17 protein-coding genes are annotated in these 17,459 nt (G+C 71.4%); 4 read left to right on the top strand and 13 right to left on the bottom strand.

The window, feature by feature from the left end; translation table 11 throughout:
* Nucleotides 1–47: 47 nt before the first annotated feature.
* From ACFQ8C_RS22090 to ACFQ8C_RS22080, 3 genes are all read right to left on the bottom strand, one after another.
* Nucleotides 48–2,714: an ATP-binding protein gene (locus ACFQ8C_RS22090; protein WP_383460137.1), complete on the bottom strand. Its 2,667-nt coding sequence runs from the start codon at nt 2,712–2,714 to the stop codon at nt 48–50.
* Nucleotides 2,715–2,930: 216 nt separating this feature from the next.
* Nucleotides 2,931–3,254 (bottom strand): STAS domain-containing protein, encoded by a 324-nt coding sequence (locus ACFQ8C_RS22085; RefSeq protein WP_360318477.1) that lies wholly within the window; start codon nt 3,252–3,254, stop codon nt 2,931–2,933.
* Nucleotides 3,255–3,382: 128 nt separating this feature from the next.
* Nucleotides 3,383–4,231 (bottom strand): 3-hydroxyacyl-CoA dehydrogenase family protein, encoded by an 849-nt coding sequence (locus ACFQ8C_RS22080; protein WP_383460133.1) that lies wholly within the window; start codon nt 4,229–4,231, stop codon nt 3,383–3,385.
* 160 nt (nt 4,232–4,391) lie between these two features.
* Here ACFQ8C_RS22080 and ACFQ8C_RS22075 point away from each other — a divergent pair, with 160 nt between their 5' ends.
* Nucleotides 4,392–4,964, top strand: a complete 573-nt coding sequence (locus ACFQ8C_RS22075; protein ID WP_383460130.1) for a cob(I)yrinic acid a,c-diamide adenosyltransferase — start codon at nt 4,392–4,394, stop codon at nt 4,962–4,964.
* Here ACFQ8C_RS22075 and ACFQ8C_RS22070 read toward each other — a convergent pair.
* The gene (locus ACFQ8C_RS22070) at nt 4,884–5,516 is read right to left on the bottom strand and encodes a hypothetical protein (protein WP_383460127.1); all 633 of its coding nucleotides are present in this window, start codon (nt 5,514–5,516) and stop codon (nt 4,884–4,886) included. The genes ACFQ8C_RS22075 and ACFQ8C_RS22070 overlap by 81 nt on opposite strands.
* A gap of 174 nt (nt 5,517–5,690) precedes the next feature.
* On the opposite strand from ACFQ8C_RS22070, the gene ACFQ8C_RS22065 reads away from it, so the two are divergent.
* The 3 genes from ACFQ8C_RS22065 (at nt 5,691) to ACFQ8C_RS22055 (ending at nt 9,500) form a co-directional block, all read left to right on the top strand.
* On the top strand, nt 5,691–6,887 hold the full coding sequence (locus ACFQ8C_RS22065; protein ID WP_383460125.1) for a sensor histidine kinase: 1,197 nt from the start codon (nt 5,691–5,693) through the stop codon (nt 6,885–6,887).
* Nucleotides 6,884–7,528, top strand: coding sequence for a response regulator (locus ACFQ8C_RS22060; RefSeq protein ID WP_383460123.1), 645 nt, complete (start codon nt 6,884–6,886; stop codon nt 7,526–7,528). Before ACFQ8C_RS22065 ends, ACFQ8C_RS22060 begins: the two co-directional genes overlap by 4 nt.
* A 211-nt stretch (nt 7,529–7,739) precedes the next feature.
* Nucleotides 7,740–9,500: a glycosyl hydrolase family 18 protein gene (locus ACFQ8C_RS22055; RefSeq protein WP_383460142.1), complete on the top strand. Its 1,761-nt coding sequence runs from the start codon at nt 7,740–7,742 to the stop codon at nt 9,498–9,500.
* Between the two features lie 67 nt (nt 9,501–9,567).
* On the opposite strand, the gene ACFQ8C_RS22050 is transcribed toward ACFQ8C_RS22055, so the two are convergent.
* The 9 genes from ACFQ8C_RS22050 to atpB form a co-directional block, all read right to left on the bottom strand.
* The gene (locus ACFQ8C_RS22050) at nt 9,568–10,014 is read right to left on the bottom strand and encodes a DUF2550 domain-containing protein (protein ID WP_031006238.1); all 447 of its coding nucleotides are present in this window, start codon (nt 10,012–10,014) and stop codon (nt 9,568–9,570) included.
* Between the two features lie 147 nt (nt 10,015–10,161).
* Nucleotides 10,162–10,536, bottom strand: coding sequence for a F0F1 ATP synthase subunit epsilon (locus ACFQ8C_RS22045; RefSeq protein ID WP_383460121.1), 375 nt, complete (start codon nt 10,534–10,536; stop codon nt 10,162–10,164).
* Between the two features lie 113 nt (nt 10,537–10,649).
* Complete coding sequence (gene atpD / locus ACFQ8C_RS22040; protein ID WP_383460118.1) at nt 10,650–12,092, bottom strand: F0F1 ATP synthase subunit beta; 1,443 nt, start codon at nt 12,090–12,092, stop codon at nt 10,650–10,652.
* Complete coding sequence (locus ACFQ8C_RS22035; RefSeq protein WP_383460115.1) at nt 12,092–13,009, bottom strand: F0F1 ATP synthase subunit gamma; 918 nt, start codon at nt 13,007–13,009, stop codon at nt 12,092–12,094. Before ACFQ8C_RS22035 ends, atpD begins: the two co-directional genes overlap by 1 nt.
* Nucleotides 13,010–13,029: 20 nt before the next feature.
* Nucleotides 13,030–14,628 carry a F0F1 ATP synthase subunit alpha gene (gene atpA, locus ACFQ8C_RS22030; RefSeq protein WP_383460112.1) on the bottom strand — a complete coding sequence of 533 codons (1,599 nt, stop codon included), beginning with the start codon at nt 14,626–14,628 and terminating at the stop codon, nt 13,030–13,032.
* 137 nt (nt 14,629–14,765) lie between these two features.
* Nucleotides 14,766–15,581 carry a F0F1 ATP synthase subunit delta gene (locus ACFQ8C_RS22025; RefSeq protein ID WP_383460110.1) on the bottom strand — a complete coding sequence of 272 codons (816 nt, stop codon included), beginning with the start codon at nt 15,579–15,581 and terminating at the stop codon, nt 14,766–14,768.
* On the bottom strand, nt 15,578–16,123 hold the full coding sequence (locus tag ACFQ8C_RS22020) for a F0F1 ATP synthase subunit B (RefSeq protein ID WP_383460107.1): 546 nt from the start codon (nt 16,121–16,123) through the stop codon (nt 15,578–15,580). The genes ACFQ8C_RS22025 and ACFQ8C_RS22020 overlap by 4 nt, the downstream gene beginning before the upstream one ends.
* A 44-nt stretch (nt 16,124–16,167) precedes the next feature.
* Entirely contained in the window at nt 16,168–16,398 is a 231-nt protein-coding gene (gene atpE / locus ACFQ8C_RS22015) for an ATP synthase F0 subunit C (RefSeq protein ID WP_006346597.1), read from the bottom strand.
* Between the two features lie 90 nt (nt 16,399–16,488).
* Nucleotides 16,489–17,298 (bottom strand): F0F1 ATP synthase subunit A, encoded by an 810-nt coding sequence (atpB, locus tag ACFQ8C_RS22010; protein WP_383460103.1) that lies wholly within the window; start codon nt 17,296–17,298, stop codon nt 16,489–16,491.
* Nucleotides 17,299–17,459 lie beyond the last annotated feature (161 nt).

The following is a 17,459-nucleotide window of genomic DNA, read 5'->3' as shown; positions in this document are numbered from 1 at the left end:
GGGCGCGCTGAGCGCCCGGGGCCGTCCCCTTTCCGCCTTCCGCGTGCTCAGCTCACCTCGGCGGTGTCGGAGGCGGTGGGGGCGCCCCCGAGGGTGGAGGAGGCGCTGGAGTCGGGGGCCTCGCTGCTGGGCGTCTCCGACGGGGTCGGCGGGGTGGTCGTCGGCGGGGTGGGCGGGGTCGTCGTCGGGAGCGTCGGGGGCGCCGTGGGCGGCTTGGTCGTGCCCGACGGGGGCGTCGGCGGCCTGCTCGTGGTCCGGGTCGGCGCGGGGCGGGTCGGCGTGGGGCCTCCCGGTGACGTCGTCGGCGCCCCGGTCGACCCCGGTGCGCTCGTCGTCGACGGGTCCGGGCCACCGGGGGCGGTCGTCGACGGCGAGCCGCTCGCCGACGGGTCCGTGCCGGTCGCCGACGGGGTCGCGCCGGAGGTGGTGGGGCCGGGCGAGCCGGAGGCGCTCGACGCCCCGGCCCCGGTGGGGGCGTCGCCGGGCTCGCCCTCGGCGGGGGCGCCGTCGTCGGTGCCCGGCAGGTCGTCGCCGCCCTGGTCGGCGGTGCTGTCGGTGCTGACGGTGCCGGAGGCGGGCGCGTCGTCGTTGCCGGAGGTGGCGCCGAGGGTGACGACGGTGCCGAGGACGGCGACGAGGAGCGCGCCGGCGCCGACGGCGGCGAGGTTGCGCCGGGTGCCGTTGACGACGAGCGCCTTGAGTCCTCTGCGCGGGGGGTCGGCCGGGGCCGTGGCGGGACGGGCGACGACCGTGGGGCCGTCGTCGGCGAAGTCCGGGAAGACCGGGAAGCCGGGCGGCGTGAGGCCGGCCGCGGCGGGGACCGACGGCAGCGCCTCGGTCGGCGGCTCGGCGGACGTCCGGATGACCGGGGGCGTGTTCCGTACGGCGGGCAGGCCGCGCGGCGGGGAGTCGGTACGGGACGGCGGCGCGGCCGGCGCCGGCTCCCGCTCGCGGGTGAGGTCGGCGACGAGGGCGAGGGCCCGGCGGCCCGCGACGGTGCCGCGCTTGTCGGCGAGGGCGCCGCGCAGCCCGATGGAGGCCTCCAGCTCGGCGCGGGCGCGGGCCAGGTTGTCGGCGCAGATCGCGAGGACGCCGAGCTCGTGGTGGAAGTACGCCTCCTCGGCGACGTCCCCAGCGAGCCGGGCGGCCTCCTGGCCGGAGCGCAGGGCCCGCTCCCAGGCGCCCCAGTGGAGGCCCGCGGCGAAGGCGGGAGCGGCGGCGCGGGCGAGGGCGACGGCGGTGGTGCGACGCTCGGCGGCGGCCTCGGCGCCGCCCGCGGTGTCCCCGAGGAGACCGCCGAGCGCGGCCAGCAGGGCGTCGGACTCGGCGGCGGCGCGCTCGGGGCCCACCGAGGGGTGGCCGGCCCACCAGGCGTAGTGCTGGGCGGCGGCGTGGACGCGGTCGGCGGTGTCGTGGCCGTATCCGTGGGCGAGGAGCTGGGTGAGGACGCCGCCGGCGAGCCGGTGCCGGGTGCCGACGGGGCTGAGGAGGCCGCAGGCGCGCAGCTCGCCGAGGGCGGCGTCGGCGTGGGTGTCGCCGACGAGCGCGGGGAGGTGGGCGTGGTGCGGGAGCTCGCCGCCGAGGGCGACGGCGAAGCGGAGGGTGGTCTGGGCGGAGCGGCTGAGCCGGGAGGCGAGCAGCGCGGCGGGGGCGGCGCCCTCGCCGAGGCTGGGCAGCGGCACCTCGTGGAGCTCGACGTCGGGGTCCTCGTACGGGTCGAGGCCGGGCGCGGCGCCGACGGTGCCCGTCACCGCGGGCGTACCGGACGGGCCGAAGGCCTCCTCCAGGGCGCCGAAGGCGTCGAACTCGGCGGGGGTGACGCGCAGCCGGTCGCGCTGGCGGAGCAGGGCGCCGGCCTGGACGAAGCGGATCGGCAGTCCCTCGGACTCGAACCAGAGGTCTCCGGCCCAGTTGGCCTCCTCGTCGGTGAGGCGGCGGCCGACGGCCGCCTCCAGGAGGGCGAGGGAGGCGGCACGGCCGAGGCCGGGGAGGGGGACCTCCTCGATCTGCGCCTCGGCCGAGGGGGCGGGGACGCCGGGGGCGGCGGCGAGGAGGAAGGCGCACTCGGGGGCGGCGGCGAGGAGGTCGTCGAGGGCGGCGCCGCCGAACTCCAGGTCGTCGACGACGACGACGGCGCCGACGGTGGCGAGGCCGTCCCGCAGGCCGTCGCGGTCGGGCCGGTGGCGGGGGGCGTGCAGGACCGCGGTGCGCAGCTCGTGGAGGAGTTCGCCGGTGGTGCGGTGGTGGCCGGAGAGGCGGACGACACCGTCGGGGGCGAGGGAGGCGCAGTCGGTGGCGACGGCGTCGAGGAGGGCGGTGCGGCCGGAGCCGTCGGGGCCGGTGAGGCGGGCGGAGCGGCCGCGCGTGAGGGTCTCGGTGAGCCGGGCGCGCTGCTCGTCGCGTTCCAGGAGGGGCAGCTCGGGGGCGGCGGGGCCGGGTGGCGCGGGCGCGGCGGTGACCCGGTCGGCCTCGGCGCGCTCCTCGGGGGTGCGGCGGCGGGCGGCCGGGGGCTCCTCGCCGGGCGGGCACGGCTCGATCTCGCTGCCGTCGACGGGGTTGACGGTGAGGAGCAGCCCGCCGGAGACGATCCGGGTGACGCGGGCGCGGGCGGGCGCGGCGGCGCGGTCGGGCAGGGCGGTGGGCTGCGCGGGGCGGGCGTCCTCGGCCGCGGCGTCGTGACCGGACTCGTCCGGCCCCCGGTGTATCGGGTCCATGGTCAAAGCCCCCAAGAGCGGTGGTGCGGAGCCCGCCGGGTGGGTCCGTCTTCGGGTGCGGGCGACCGAACCCTAGACGGTCGCCGGGCGCCCGGGAACAGGCGGGGTGCCGTGGAGACCAAGACGTCACGGTCTTGTGAGGATTGAGCGTGACGCCTGGTTCGCACAGGGGCTTCACAGACGGTTCACCCGGGGGGCCGTACCCGGACCGCCCGATCAGACGCGGGGCAGGGACTCCAGGGCGAGGCCGCCCTCGATGGCGAGGATGCGGTGGAGGCGGGTGGCGACGAGGAGCCGCTGCATCTGCGGCGGCACCCCGCGCAGGACGAGCCGGCGGCCGCAGCGGCCGGCCCGTCGGTGGGCGCCCATGATCACGCCGAGGCCGGTGGCGTCCCAGGAGTCGAGTCCGGTCAGGTCCAGCACGAGGTCGCCGACGCCGTCGTCGACGGCCGTGTGCAGGACCGTACGGGCGTCCGCCGCGCTCCGGACGTCGAGGCGGCCCCCGACGACCAGCTCGGCATGGTCGCCCCTGATGTGCATAGTCGCTCCCCGGGAAATGCTCCGTCTTCGCAAACAACTGACTGCCGCCTCGGCAGATACGTTGCGCCTTGTCGTCGAACCGATACCTGAATTCACTCCATGGAGTGAGGCTGTGTGGCGGGTACGGCTCAGTACTTGTAGAAGCCCTGCCCGCTCTTGCGGCCGATGTCACCCGCGTCCACCATCCGGCGCATCAGCTCCGGGGGCGCGAACTTCTCGTCCTGGGTCTCGGCGTAGATGTTGCCGGTGGCGTTGACGAGGATGTCGACGCCGGTGAGGTCGGTGGTGGCGAGCGGGCCCATGGCGTGGCCGAAGCCCAGCCGGCAGGCGAGGTCGATGTCCTCGGCGGTGGCGACGCCCGACTCGTACAGCTTGGCGGCCTCGACGACGAGGGCGGAGATGAGCCGGGTGGTGACGAAGCCGGCGACGTCGCGGTTGACGACGATGCAGGTCTTGCCGACGGACTCGGCGAAGGAGCGGGCGGCGGCGAGGGTCTCGTCGCTCGTCTTGTAGCCGCGGACGAGCTCGACGAGCTGCATCATCGGGACGGGCGAGAAGAAGTGGACGCCGACGACGGCCTCGGGGCGCTCCGTCACCGCGGCGATCTTGGTGATCGGGATGGCGGAGGTGTTGGAGGCGAGGACCGCGCCGTCCTTGGCGATCTTGTCGAGGGAGCGGAAGATCTCGTGCTTGACCTCGATCTTCTCGAAGACGGCCTCGACGACGATGTCGGCGTCGGCGACCGCGTCGAGCTCGGTGGTGGCGGTGATCCGGCCGAGGGCGGCCTCCGCGTCGGCGGCGTCGAGCCGGCCCTTCGCGACGAACTTCTCGTACGACGCCTTGATGCCGTCGGTGCCGCGGGTCAGAGCGGCGTCGGTGACGTCCCGCAGGACCACGTCCCAGCCGGCCTGTGCCGAGACCTGAGCGATGCCGGCTCCCATGAGTCCGGCCCCGATGACGGCGAGCTTCCCAGCCACGAATTCCACCCCTTAACACCTGTTCACTTCTGGCTCCTCGGCGGAGATTAGCGGGCCGGGGGCGCCATGTGACCGCGAAGTAATGCGCGTCACGCCCTCTTTGACGGACGTCACACTCACGACAGGTGCGGCGGGGCGGAGCGTCACTAGGCTGGGGTCCATGGTCAATCTGACGCGCATCTACACCCGCACCGGCGACCAGGGCACGACGGCCCTGGGCGACATGAGCCGCACCGCCAAGACCGACCTCCGGATCGCGGCCTACGCGGACGCCAACGAGGCCAACGCGGTCATCGGCACCGCGCTCGCGCTGGGGCACCTGGAGGAGGAGGTCGTCACGGTCCTCACCCGCGTCCAGAACGACCTCTTCGACGTCGGCGCCGACCTCGCCACCCCGGTGGTCGAGGACCCGGAGTACCCGCCGCTGCGCGTGGAGCAGTCGTACGTGGACAAGCTGGAGGCGGACTGCGACCGCTTCCTGGAGCAGCTGGAGAAGCTGCGCTCCTTCATCCTGCCCGGCGGCACGCCCGGCGCGGCCCTGCTGCACCAGGCGTGCACGGTGGTCCGCCGCGCCGAGCGCTCGACGTGGGCGGCCCTGGAGGTCCACGGCGAGACGATGAACCCGCTCACGGCGACCTACCTCAACCGGCTCTCAGACCTGCTCTTCATCCTTGCGCGCGTCGCGAACCGCGAGGTCGGGGACGTGCTCTGGGTTCCGGGCGGGGACCGCTGACGTCTCCTTCCGGTCGCCCTCCGGCGCCTTCTTCGGCCAGACCGAGTAGCTGAGCGCGATCAGGCCGTGGATGCCGACGGCCCGCCAGACCCCGCCGATCGAGGCCTCCAGCTTCGAGGTGTCGCCGTCGCCGCCGACGTACCAGACCGCGGCGAGCAGCAGGGCGGAGGCGACGGAGCCGGCCACCAGCGTCCCGAGCCAGATCCGGCCCTCGTGCCGGGCGCGGGCCATGCCGTAGCGGGGCGGCTTCGGCGGCGGGGGGCCGCCGCCGAGGCGGTGGGCGGCGTGGCCGTCGAGCCACTTCACGGTGCGGTGGCCGTGGCCGACGGTGTAGCCGATGTAGATCGCCGCGAGGCCGTGGCGCCAGGCGGGCTCCGCGCCGCTCTTGAGGTCGACCGCGGTGACGACGAGGAGGAGCACCTCCAGGAGCGGCTCGCAGAGCAGCAGCCCCATCCCCAGTCTCGGCATGCGCAGCAGGTAGCGGGCGGTGAGCCCGGCGGCCAGCAGGACCCAGAAGCCCACCTCGCAGACCACGATCATCGTGACGATCACAGCGGTTCCCCTTTCGCTTCCCCCGGCGGGACCCTCTCAGCGTCCCGTGCGGGCGGGCCCGGTTCGTCGTCGCCGGTGAGGAATCGCGCCTACATCCTTCGGCGGAGGCGGGGACCCGCGCGGATCGGCCCGGACGCCGAGGTCCGGGGGCCACGGGGCGTGTTGGATGGGTACGTGACCTTCCCCCGCCCGCACCGCCACGACGTGCTCATCGCCTTCGCCGGCCTCTCCGTCGGCGTGCTGCTCTGGTCGTACGGGCTGTACACCACCGGCGACCGGCTCCTCGACCAGCGCTGGGCGGCGCTCGTCCCGCTGACGGTGATGGCCGGGGCGGAGGCGCTGCGCCGGGTGGCCCCGCAGACCGCCCTGGTCCTGGGCACGCTGGCGATCGTGGGCGACCAGTTCACCAACGGGAACCTGGCCACCGTGCTGATGTTCACGGACGTCGTCTACGCGGCGGTCGTCTACGGCACCCCGGCGCAGGCCCGCCGCATCCCGTACACCACGGCGCTGGTCACCGTCGCCACCACGGTGGCCTTCCTGGTCTGGTGGCAGAACGCGATCGCGCTGCTCGTCGGCGTGATCACCGGCATGATCTCCTTCCTGCCGGCCATCACCGGTTCGATCGTGCGCAACCACCGGGAGGCGGCGGAGGCCGCCCGGCTGCGCGCCGAGCAGACGGCGCTGCTCGCCGAGATGGACCGGTCGCAGGCGGTGGTGGCGGAGCGGGCCCGGATGGCCCGGGAGCTCCACGACGTGGTGGCCAACCACCTCTCGGCGATCGCGATCCACTCGACGGCGGCGCTCTCCCTCGACGACCCCGGCACCACCCGGCAGGCGCTCACGGTGATCCGGGAGAACAGCGTGGCGGGGCTCGCGGAGATGCGGCGGCTGATCGGCCTCCTCCGGGACAGCGGAGCGGAGACCGAGCCGGCCGCGACGGCGACCCTGGCGGGGCTCGACGCCCTGGTGGCGCAGGCGCGGACCAACGGCTCCGGGAGCGGGCTGCGCTTCGCCCTGGACGACGCCCGGCGGGACGGTCCCGGGCTGCCGGCGCCGGTGGAGCTGGCCGCGTACCGGATCGTGCAGGAGGCGCTGACGAACGCGCTCAAGCACGCGGCGCCCGGCGAGGTGCGGGTGGCGCTGGCCCGCGCGGACGGGGCGCTGCGGGTGACGGTGACGAGCCCGTACGGGGAGCGGCCGGGGCCGCGCGCGCCGGGCTCGGGGGCCGGACTCGTGGGGATGCGGGAGCGGGTGGCGCTGCTCGACGGGTCGCTGGAGGCCGGTCCGGTGGCGGAGGGCGGGGGCGCGAGGGTGTGGCGGGTACGGGCGGAGCTGCCCGTGGGAGCGGTCGAGGAGGAGCGGGCATGACGGTGCGGGTGGTGGTGGCCGAGGACCAGAGCGCGGTACGGGCCGGTCTGGTGCTGATCCTGGGCAGCGCGCCGGACATCGAGGTGGTCGGGGAGGCCGAGGACGGCGAGCGGGCGGTGGAGCTGGCCCGGGAGCTGCGGCCGGACCTGGTGCTGATGGATGTGCAGATGCCCCGGATGGACGGGGTGACGGCGACCCGGCTCGTGGTGGGCGAGGGCCTCGCGGACGTACTCGTGCTGACCACCTTCGATCTGGACGAGTACGTCTTCGGGGCGCTGCGCGCGGGGGCGTCGGGCTTCCTGCTGAAGAACGCGGAAGCGCGGGAGCTGATCGAGGCGGTGCGGACGGTGGCGCGGGGCGAGGGACTGATCGCCCCGGCGGTGACCCGGCGGCTGATCGCGGAGTTCGCGGCGGAGTCCCGGCCGGCCCCGCGTACCGACCCCTCGGTCCTGGCGCCGCTGACGCCGCGGGAGCGGGAGGTGCTGGCGGCGCTGGGGGCCGGTCTGTCGAACGCGGAGATCGCGGTCCGTCTGGAGATGGCGGAGGCGACGGTGAAGACGCACGTCAGCAAGGTGCTGGGCAAGCTCGGACTGCGGAGCCGGGTCCAAGCCGCCGTGCTGGCAAGGGAGTTGGACGTCTGAGGGAAGGCAACCGACGTTGGTCTGGACCTCTTGACGATTGGTCCAGACCTTCCTACGCTCGCGGGGCGCGCGCAACTCCCACGGACCATCCCCACCCAGAACGTCCGCAACTTGAGGAGCACCGTTGAGCACTCAAGCACCGACGCGCCGAAGAGGCTTCAGAGCGCGGGCCGCAGCCGCCCTCACCGCCCTGGCCCTCCCGCTCGCCGCCATGGTCGGGCTCGCCTCTCCGGCCGAGGCGGCCACCTCGGCCACCGCGACCTACACCAAGACCCAGGACTGGGGCACCGGCTTCGGCGCCAACTGGACCGTCAAGAACACCGGCACCACCACCATCACCTCGTGGACCCTGGAGTGGGACTACCCCACCGGCACCCGGGTCACCTCCGCGTGGGACGCCACCGTCACGAACAGCGGCAACCACTGGACCGCCAAGAACGTCGGCTGGAACGGCACCCTGGCCCCCGGCGCCTCGGTCTCCTTCGGCTACAACGGCGCCGGCTCCGGCGCGCCCTCCGGCTGCAAGATCAACGGCGCCTCCTGCGACGGCGGCCAGCAGCCCGGCGACAACCCGCCCTCGGCCCCCGGCACCCCGGTCGCCTCGAACGTCACCGACACCTCGGTGAAGCTCACCTGGGGCGCGGCCACCGACGACGTCGGCGTCAAGAACTACGACGTCCTGCGCGACGGCGCCAAGGTCACCACCACCACGGCCCTCTCCTACACCGACCAGGGCCTCACCGCCGGCACCGACTACAGCTACACCGTCGTCGCCCGCGACACCGCCGACCAGACCGGCCAGGCCGCCGGCCCGGTCCCGGTCCGCACGACCGGCGGCGACGACACCCCGCCGCCGCCGAACGCGATCAAGATGGGTTACTTCACCAACTGGGGCGTCTACGGCCGCAATTACCACGTGAAGAACATCGTGACCTCGGGCTCCGCGTCCAAGATCACCCACATCAACTACGCCTTCGGCAACGTCCAGGGCGGCAAGTGCACCATCGGTGACGCCTACGCCGACTACGACAAGGCCTACACCGCCGACCAGTCCGTCGACGGCGTCGCCGACACCTGGGACCAGCCGCTCCGCGGCAACTTCAACCAGCTGCGCAAGCTGAAGGCCAAGTACCCCCACATCAAGATCCTCTGGTCCTTCGGCGGCTGGACCTGGTCCGGCGGCTTCGGCCAGGCCGTCCAGAACCCGGCCGCGTTCGCCCAGTCCTGCTACGACCTGGTCGAGGACCCGCGCTGGGCCGACGTCTTCGACGGCATCGACCTCGACTGGGAGTACCCGAACGCCTGCGGCCTCTCCTGTGACACCAGCGGCGCCGCGTCCTTCAAGAACATGATGCAGGCCATGCGCGCCAAGTTCGGCGCGAACAACCTGGTCACCGCGGCCGTCACGGCCGACGCCTCCGCCGGCGGCAAGATCGACGCCGCCGACTACGCGGGCGCCGCGCCGTACTACGACTGGCTCAACGTCATGACGTACGACTTCTTCGGCGCCTGGGACGCGAAGGGCCCGACCGCCCCGCACTCCCCGCTGACCTCGTACGCCGGCATCCCGCAGGCGGGCTTCAACTCCGCCGAGGCGATCGCCAAGTTCAAGGCCAAGGGCGTCCCGGCCAAGAAGCTGCTGCTCGGCATCGGCTTCTACGGCCGCGGCTGGACCGGCGTCACCCAGTCCGCCCCCGGCGGCACGGCGACCGGCCCGGCCCAGGGCACCTACGAGCAGGGCATCGAGGACTACAAGGTCCTCAGGAACTCCTGCCCGTCCAACGGCACCGTCGCCGGCACCGCCTACGCCCACTGCGGCACCAACTGGTGGAGCTACGACACCCCCGCCACCGTCAACTCCAAGATGGGCTGGGCCAAGAACCAGGGCCTCGGCGGAGCCTTCTTCTGGGAGTTCAGCGGTGACACCACGAACGGCGAGCTCGTGACCGCGATCAACGGCGGCCTGAGCTAGCACCCCGGGTACGACGAAGCGGGGGACGGTGCAGCACACCGTCCCCCGCTTCCGTGCGTACGGGCGCTCAGGCCACGTTCACCCTCTGGCCCGGAGGCGCCGCCTCCAGCCAGGCCATGAAACCGGTCCGGGCGTCCTCGCTCATCGCGAGCTCCAGCCGGACCCCGTTGTACATGCAGGGCTGGATCACCGAGTCCGAGAGGAGCGCCAGCTCCTCCTCGCCCTCCGGCATCCGGCGCTCCAGGGCCACGATGGCCGAGCGCTCCAGGAAACGGCGCGGGCGGGGCGCGTACGAGAAGACCCGGAACCAGGCGATCTCGTCACCGCTGTACCGGGCGACCCCGTACACCCAGCCCTTGCCGCTGAGGTCCGGCTCCTCCGGGACGTCCCAGCGCAGCGAACAGTCGAAGGTGCCGCCGGCCCGCTGGATCAGTCTGCGGCGCAAGCCGAAGACGAAGAGCCCGATCACCACCAGTGCGACGACCAGGCCGCACACGAGCAGCGTGAGGAACATCTTCACCGACCTCCTCGCTGCGTCCCGTGACCGGCGCCGCCGGCCTCACCGAATACAACCTGCATCTGCATCGCCTCAGCCGCGGCACGGTCTGGAACATTCCAGCCGTGCCGCGGCTGAGGGCACTACTCTTCGGTCGCGGGTCCGCTAGCGGACCGCTACCGCGCGCAGCCGGACCTCGGCGCGCCGCTCGGCGGCGGCGTCCTCGCCCGACTTGGCACGGTCCAACGCGCGCTCGGCGCGCTGGGCGTCGATCTCGTCCGCCAGCTCGGCGATCTCCGCCAGCAGCGACAGCTTGTCGTCCGCGAAGGAGATGAAACCGCCGTGGACGGCGGCCACGACGGTGGCGCCCTCGCTCGTACGGATGGTCACCGGGCCCGACTCCAGCACACCGAGCAGCGGCTGGTGACCGGGCATGACGCCGATGTCGCCGGAGGTGGTACGCGCGATGACCAGCGTGGCCTCGCCGGACCAGACGCTACGGTCCGCGGCGACCAGCTCGACGTGCAGCTCAGCAGCCAAGGGTGGCTCCTCGGGTCACCACCCGGCGGTGCTGCCGGGTGTTGGGATCAATTCTAGGGGGCGTGGTGGAGAGGGCGGGAACAGCTCCCGCCCTCTCCGGGCGAGCACGGGGCTCAGGAGACGCCGAGCTCCTTGGCGTTCTTCTTGAGGTCCTCGAGACCACCACACATGAAGAAGGCCTGCTCCGGGAAGTGGTCGAACTCTCCGTCGCAGATCGCGTTGAACGCGGTGATCGACTCGTCGAGCGGGACGTCCGAACCGTCCACACCGGTGAACTGCTTGGCGGCGTGGGTGTTCTGCGACAGGAAGCGCTCGACACGACGCGCACGGTGCACGACGAGCTTGTCCTCCTCGCTGAGCTCGTCGATACCGAGGATCGCGATGATGTCCTGGAGGTCCTTGTACTTCTGCAGGATCCCCTTGACGCGCATGGCGGCGTCGTAGTGGTCCTGCGCGATGTAGCGCGGGTCCAGGATCCGGGACGTGGAGTCCAGCGGGTCCACGGCCGGGTAGATGCCCTTCTCGGAGATCGGACGGGAGAGAACCGTCGTCGCGTCGAGGTGGGCGAAGGTGGTCGCCGGCGCCGGGTCGGTGAGGTCGTCGGCGGGGACGTAGATCGCCTGCATCGAGGTGATCGAGTGACCACGGGTCGAGGTGATGCGCTCCTGGAGGAGACCCATCTCGTCGGCCAGGTTCGGCTGGTAGCCCACCGCGGAGGGCATACGGCCGAGCAGGGTCGACACCTCGGAACCGGCCTGGGTGAAGCGGAAGATGTTGTCGATGAAGAACAGCACGTCCTGCTTCTGCACATCGCGGAAGTACTCCGCCATGGTCAGACCGGCGAGGGCGACGCGGAGACGGGTGCCCGGGGGCTCGTCCATCTGGCCGAAGACCAGCGCGGTCTTGTCCAGAACGCCGGACTCTTCCATTTCCGCGATGAGGTCGTTGCCCTCACGGGTGCGCTCGCCGACGCCGGCGAAGACGGAAACGCCCTCGTGCAGCTTGGCCACACGCATGATCATTTCCTGGATCAGAACGGTCTTGCCGACACCGGCACCACCGAACAGACCGATCTTTCCACCCTTGACGTACGGGGTGAGAAGGTCGACGACCTTCAGGCCGGTCTCGAACATCTCGGTCTTCGACTCGAGGTCCGCGAACGCCGGCGCCTTGCGGTGGATGGACCAGCGCTCGCCGACCTCCGACTCCGCCTCGGGCTCGTTCAGGATCTGACCCAGCGTGTTGAACACGCGGCCCTTGGTGACGTCGCCGACCGGCACCGTGATGCCGTCGCCGGTGTCGACCACGGGGGCCTGGCGGACCAGACCGTCGGTGGGCTGCATCGAGATGGTGCGGACGACGCCGTCACCCAGGTGCTGCGCGACCTCGAGGGTCAGCGTCTTGAGCGCGCCCTCCTCGGCCGGGTCGGCGACCTGGACGTGCAGGGCGTTGTAGATCTCCGGCATCGCGTCGACGGGGAACTCCACGTCGACGACCGGGCCGATGACCCGGGCGACGCGGCCCGTGGCGGCGGCCGTCTCAACAGTGGTCGTCATTACTTGTCACTCCCCGCGGTCGCGTCGGCCAGGGCTGCGGTGCCACCGACGATCTCGCTGATTTCCTGGGTGATTTCGGCCTGGCGGGCCGCGTTGGCAAGTCGGGAGAGGTTGTTGATCAAGTCTCCCGCGTTGTCGGTCGCCGACTTCATCGCACGCCGCGTCGCGGCGTGCTTCGACGCCGACGACTGGAGCAGCGCGTTGTAGATCCGGCTCTCGACGTAGCGCGGCAGAAGGGCGTCCAGGACGTCCTCCGCCGACGGCTCGAAGTCGTACAGCGGACGGAGCGTGTCCGACTCGCCGGCCTCCTTCGCGACCTCGTCGAGGCTGAGGGGCAGCAGCCGGGCCTCGACCGCCGTCTGCGTCATCATCGAGACGAACTCGGTGTAGACGATGTGGAGCTCGTCCACACCACCCTCGGCCGTGACCTTCTCGATCGCCTCGATCAGCGGCTCGCCGATCTTCTTGGCATCCGCGTACGTCGGCTCGTCCGTGAAGCCGGCCCACGTGGCGGCCAGCTTGCGCTCACGGAAGTTGAAGTGCGCGATGCCGCGGCGGCCGACGACGTAGACGTCGACCTCGCGACCCGCGTCCTCCAGCCGCTTGATGAGCTTCTCCGCCGCCTTGATGGCGTTGGAGTTGAAGGCGCCGGCCAGACCGCGGTCGCTCGACAGGAGCAGAACCGCGGCACGGGTCGGGTTCTCGGTCTCGGTGGTCAGGGCGTGCTTGTCGCTGGCGCCCGTGGCCACCGCGGTCACCGCGCGGGTGAGCTCGGTGGCGTACGGGGTCGACGCCTGCACCTTGCGCTGAGCCTTGACCACACGCGAGGCGGCGATCATCTCCATCGCCTTGGTGATCTTCTTCGTCGCGGTGACGGATTTGATGCGACGCTTGTAGACCCGGAGCTGCGCTCCCATGAGTCAGGTCCCTTCCGTCGTCACTTCGAGACGTTGACGGCGGCAGGGGCGTCTTCGCCGAGCAGCTTGCCGTCAGAGGTCTCGAACTGCTTCTTGAACTCCGCGATGGCGTCGGCGACGGCCGTCAGGGTGTCGTCCGACATCTTCTTGCCCTCGCGGATGGAGGTCATGAGACCGGAGTTGTTCTGGCGGAGGTACGCCAGCAGCTCGGCCTCGAAGCGACGGATGTCGGCGACCGGGACGTCGTCCATCTTGCCGGTGGTGCCGGCCCAGACCGAGACGACCTGGTTCTCCGTGGGCATCGGCTGGTACTGAGCCTGCTTGAGCAGCTCGACCATCCGCTGACCGCGCTCCAGCTGCGCCTTCGAGGCCGCGTCCAGGTCGGAACCGAAGGCCGCGAAGGCCTCCAGCTCACGGAACTGGGCGAGGTCCACGCGGAGGCGACCGGCGATCTGCTTCATGGCCGGGTGCTGGGCGGAGCCACCGACACGGGAGACCGAGATACCGACGTTCAGGGCCGGGCGCTGGCCGGCGTTGAACAGGTCGGACTCCAGGAAGCACTGGCCGTCGGTGATGGAGATGACGTTGGTCGGGATGAACGCCGAGACGTCGTTCGCCTTGGTCTCGACGATCGGCAGACCGGTCATCGAACCGGCACCCAGCTCGTCCGAGAGCTTCGCGCAGCGCTCCAGGAGACGCGAGTGCAGGTAGAAGACGTCACCCGGGTAGGCCTCACGGCCCGGCGGGCGGCGCAGCAGCAGCGACACGGCGCGGTAGGCGTCGGCCTGCTTCGACAGGTCGTCGAAGACGATGAGGACGTGCTTGCCCTCGTACATCCAGTGCTGACCGATGGCCGAGCCGGTGTACGGGGCGAGGTACTTGAAGCCGGCCGGGTCGGACGCCGGGGCGGCGACGATCGTCGTGTACTCGAGCGCGCCGGCCTCCTCCAGAGCGCCGCGCACGGACGCGATGGTGGAGCCCTTCTGGCCGATGGCGACGTAGATGCAGCGGACCTGCTTGTTCACGTCGCCCGAGCGCCAGTTGTCGCGCTGGTTGATGATCGTGTCGACGCACAGCGCGGTCTTGCCGGTCTGACGGTCGCCGATGACCAGCTGACGCTGGCCGCGGCCGACCGGAGTCATGGCGTCGACGGCCTTGTAGCCGGTCTCCATCGGCTCGTGCACCGACTTACGGGCCATGACGCCCGGGGCCTGCAGCTCGAGGGCGCGGCGGCCCTCGGTCGCGATCTCGCCGAGACCGTCGATCGGGTTGCCGAGCGGGTCGACGACGCGACCCAGGTAACCCTCGCCGACGCCGACCGAGAGGACCTCGCCGGTACGGGTGACCGACTGACCCTCCTCGATACCGCTGAACTCGCCGAGGACGATCGCGCCGATCTCGCGCTCTTCGAGGTTCAGCGCGAGGCCGAGGGTGCCGTCCTCGAACTTCAGCAGCTCGTTCGCCATGGCCGAGGGAAGACCCTCGACCTTCGCGATGCCGTCACCGGCCAGGCTGACCGTGCCGACCTCCTCGCGCGAGGCCGCGTCCGGCTGGTACGACTGGACGAAGGTCTCCAGTGCGTCCCGGATCTCCTCCGGCCGGATCGTGAGCTCCGCCATCTGGGTTCCCTGCTCTCCTTGTTGGGCCCGAAGTTTCTTAAGGGGTCTGGGGGCCGACCCCCAGGAATCTTCTGCAATCTCTGCACGGCCCAACCGGGCCGCTGTGATGCGTGTTGTGTTGCCGGCGGCCGAAGCCGTCAGCCGGCCAGCCGCCGCTTCGCCTCGCCGAGGCGCTCGGAGACCGTGCCGTCGATGACCTCGTCGCCGACCCGCACCGAGATCCCGCCGAGGACCGCGGGGTCCACGTCCAGGTTCAGGTGCATCGCGCGGCCGTACAGCTTCGCGAGTACGGCGCCGAGGCGCTGCTTCTGCTGGTCGGACAGCGGCACCGCCGAGGTGACGACGGCGACCATCCGGTCCCGGCGCGCCGCGGCGAGCTTGGACAGGGACTCGAGTCCCGCTTCCAGGCTACGTCCCCGGGGCTGGGTCACCAGACGGACGACCAGGCGCTCGGTGGTGGCGTTGGCCTTGCCGCCGAGCAGGTTGCGCAGCAGCTCGCCCTTGGCGGCGGCCTTCGCGGTCTTGTCCGTCAGCGCCGAGCGGAGCTCGGTGCTGGAGGAGACGATCCGGCCGAACCGGAACAGCTCGTCCTCGACGTCGTCGAGGGAGCCCGTCTTCTGGGCCGCGGTGAGGTCGGCGGTGTTCGCCAGCTCCTCGGCCGAATCCACCAGGTCACGCGAGCGCGACCAGCGGGAACGGACCATGCCGGACACCAGGTCGACGGTCTCGCCGCCGACCTGACCGGCCAGGAGTCGCTGCGCGAGCTCGGCCTTGGCCTCACCCGACTGCGCGGGGTCGGTCAGGACCCGGCGCAGCGACACCTCGCGGTCGAGCAGGGCGGTGACTGCGGCCAGCTCGTCCGCAAGCTTCGCAGCGTCGACCGAGGTGTTGTCGGTCAGCGCGTCGAGGGACTCGCGGGCGGCGGCCAGTGCCTCACGGCTCGCTCCGTTCATCGGACGGCCTCTGCCTTCTCCTCGAGCTCATCGAGGAAGCGGTCGATCGTGCGGCTCTGGCGGGCGGTGTCCTCCAGGGACTCGCCGACCAGCTTGCCGGCCAGGTCCGTGGCGAGCTTGCCGACGTCCTGACGCAGGGAGGAGGCGGCGGCCTTGCGGTCGGCCTCGATCTGCGTGTGACCGGCGGCGATGATCTCCTCGCGCTGGCGCTGGCCCTCCGCCTTCATCTCCTGGATGATCGCGGTGCCCTGCTCCGTCGCCTCCTGGCGGAGACGCGCGGCCTCGTGGCGGGCCTCGGCAAGCTGTGCCTTGTACTGCTCCAGCACACTCTGAGCCTCGATCTGGGCCGACTCGGCCTTCTCGATGCCACCCTCGATGGCCTCGCGGCGCTCGACCAGAACCTTGTTGATGTTCGGGAGGAGCTTCTTGGCGAGGAAGCCGAAGACGATGACGAAGGCGATCAGGCCGATGACGAGCTCGTCAAGATGCGGGATGAGGGGGGGCTGGGGCTCCCCCTCGGCCGCAAGAAGCAGAGCGTTCACATCAGTGCCTTCCGTGAAAATGTGGCTGTCGTCGAGAAGGAGGCTTAGTAGACGAAGCCCATGACGATGCCGATGAGGGCGAGCGCCTCACAGAAGGCGAAACCCATGATCTGGTTGGTGCGGATCAGGCCGGCCGCCTCGGGCTGGCGGGCGAGGGCCTGGGTGCCGTTACCGAAGATGATGCCGACGCCGACGCCGGGGCCGATCGCGGCGAGGCCGTAACCGATGGCGGCGACGTTGCCTTCGACAGCAGCAAGGGTCTGGAGAGCGGACATGCCGGTTCTTCCTTCTCTTTCAAGGACCCGGTGGGGGTTGGCCACCGGAGACTGCGGGGTGGGTGGTGGAGCTGGTCCGTGGCAGGGGGCTCAGTGGTGCTCGGAGAGCGCGCCCTGGACGTAGCTGCAGGCCAGGAGGACGAAGACGTACGCCTGGACGGCCTGGATGAAGAGCTCGAAGGCGGTCATCACGAGGACCATCACGAAGGACGTGCCCGCGTAGACGATGCCGATGCCGTTGAGCAGGTACCAGGAGGCCAGCGAGAACATCACGATCAGCAGGTGACCGGCGAACATGTTCGCGAACAGTCGGACCGCGTGCGTGAAGGGCCGGATGATCAGGTTCGAGAAGAACTCGAGGACGACCACCAGCGGCAGGATCGGGCCGAGGGACTTGTCCCAGCCGACGATGTTCTTCCAGCCGCCGACGAAGCCGTGCTTCTTGAAGGTCAGCGACACCCAGAGCACGTAGACGATCAGCGCGAGGGCCGCCGGGAAGGCGATCAGCGAGGTGACCGGGAACTGGGCCAGCGGGATGATCGACCAGAGGTTCATCATCCAGACGAGGAAGAACATGGAGACCATGAAGGGGACGTACTTCTCGCCGTCCTTCTTGCCGATGATCTCGTAGACGATGCCGCGGCGCACGAAGTCGTAACCGGCCTCGCCGACCATCTGCATCTTGCCGGGGACCAGCTTCGGCTTGCGGAAGGCCGCCCAGAAGAAACCGACCACCACGACGGAGCTCAGGACCGCGAGCAGCATGGGCTTGGTCAGCTCGAAGCTGCCCCACGTCGCGATCGGCTCGTAGATGAACGTGTGCAGGCCCGGAGCCGGGAAGCCGCATCCGGTGAAGATGTGGCAATCCGGGTCGAAGGCAAGCGTCTGGTCAGCACTCACCGCGGGCTCCTTCAGCGTGGCGCATAGGTACGGCAACCTCGTTGTGTCGGCGCGGCACGCAGCCGCGGGTCGGCACTGGACTGGTCATACGGATAGGGGGGCGGCGGGTCGGCTTCGAGCCTCGCGCTGGGGCAGGCGCCGCTTCGGATGCCCGCGCCCGC

The organism is Streptomyces sp. NPDC056503 (genome assembly GCF_042794995.1).
Classification (GTDB): domain Bacteria; phylum Actinomycetota; class Actinomycetes; order Streptomycetales; family Streptomycetaceae; genus Streptomyces.
This window is presented reverse-complemented; position numbering and strand designations above follow the sequence as displayed.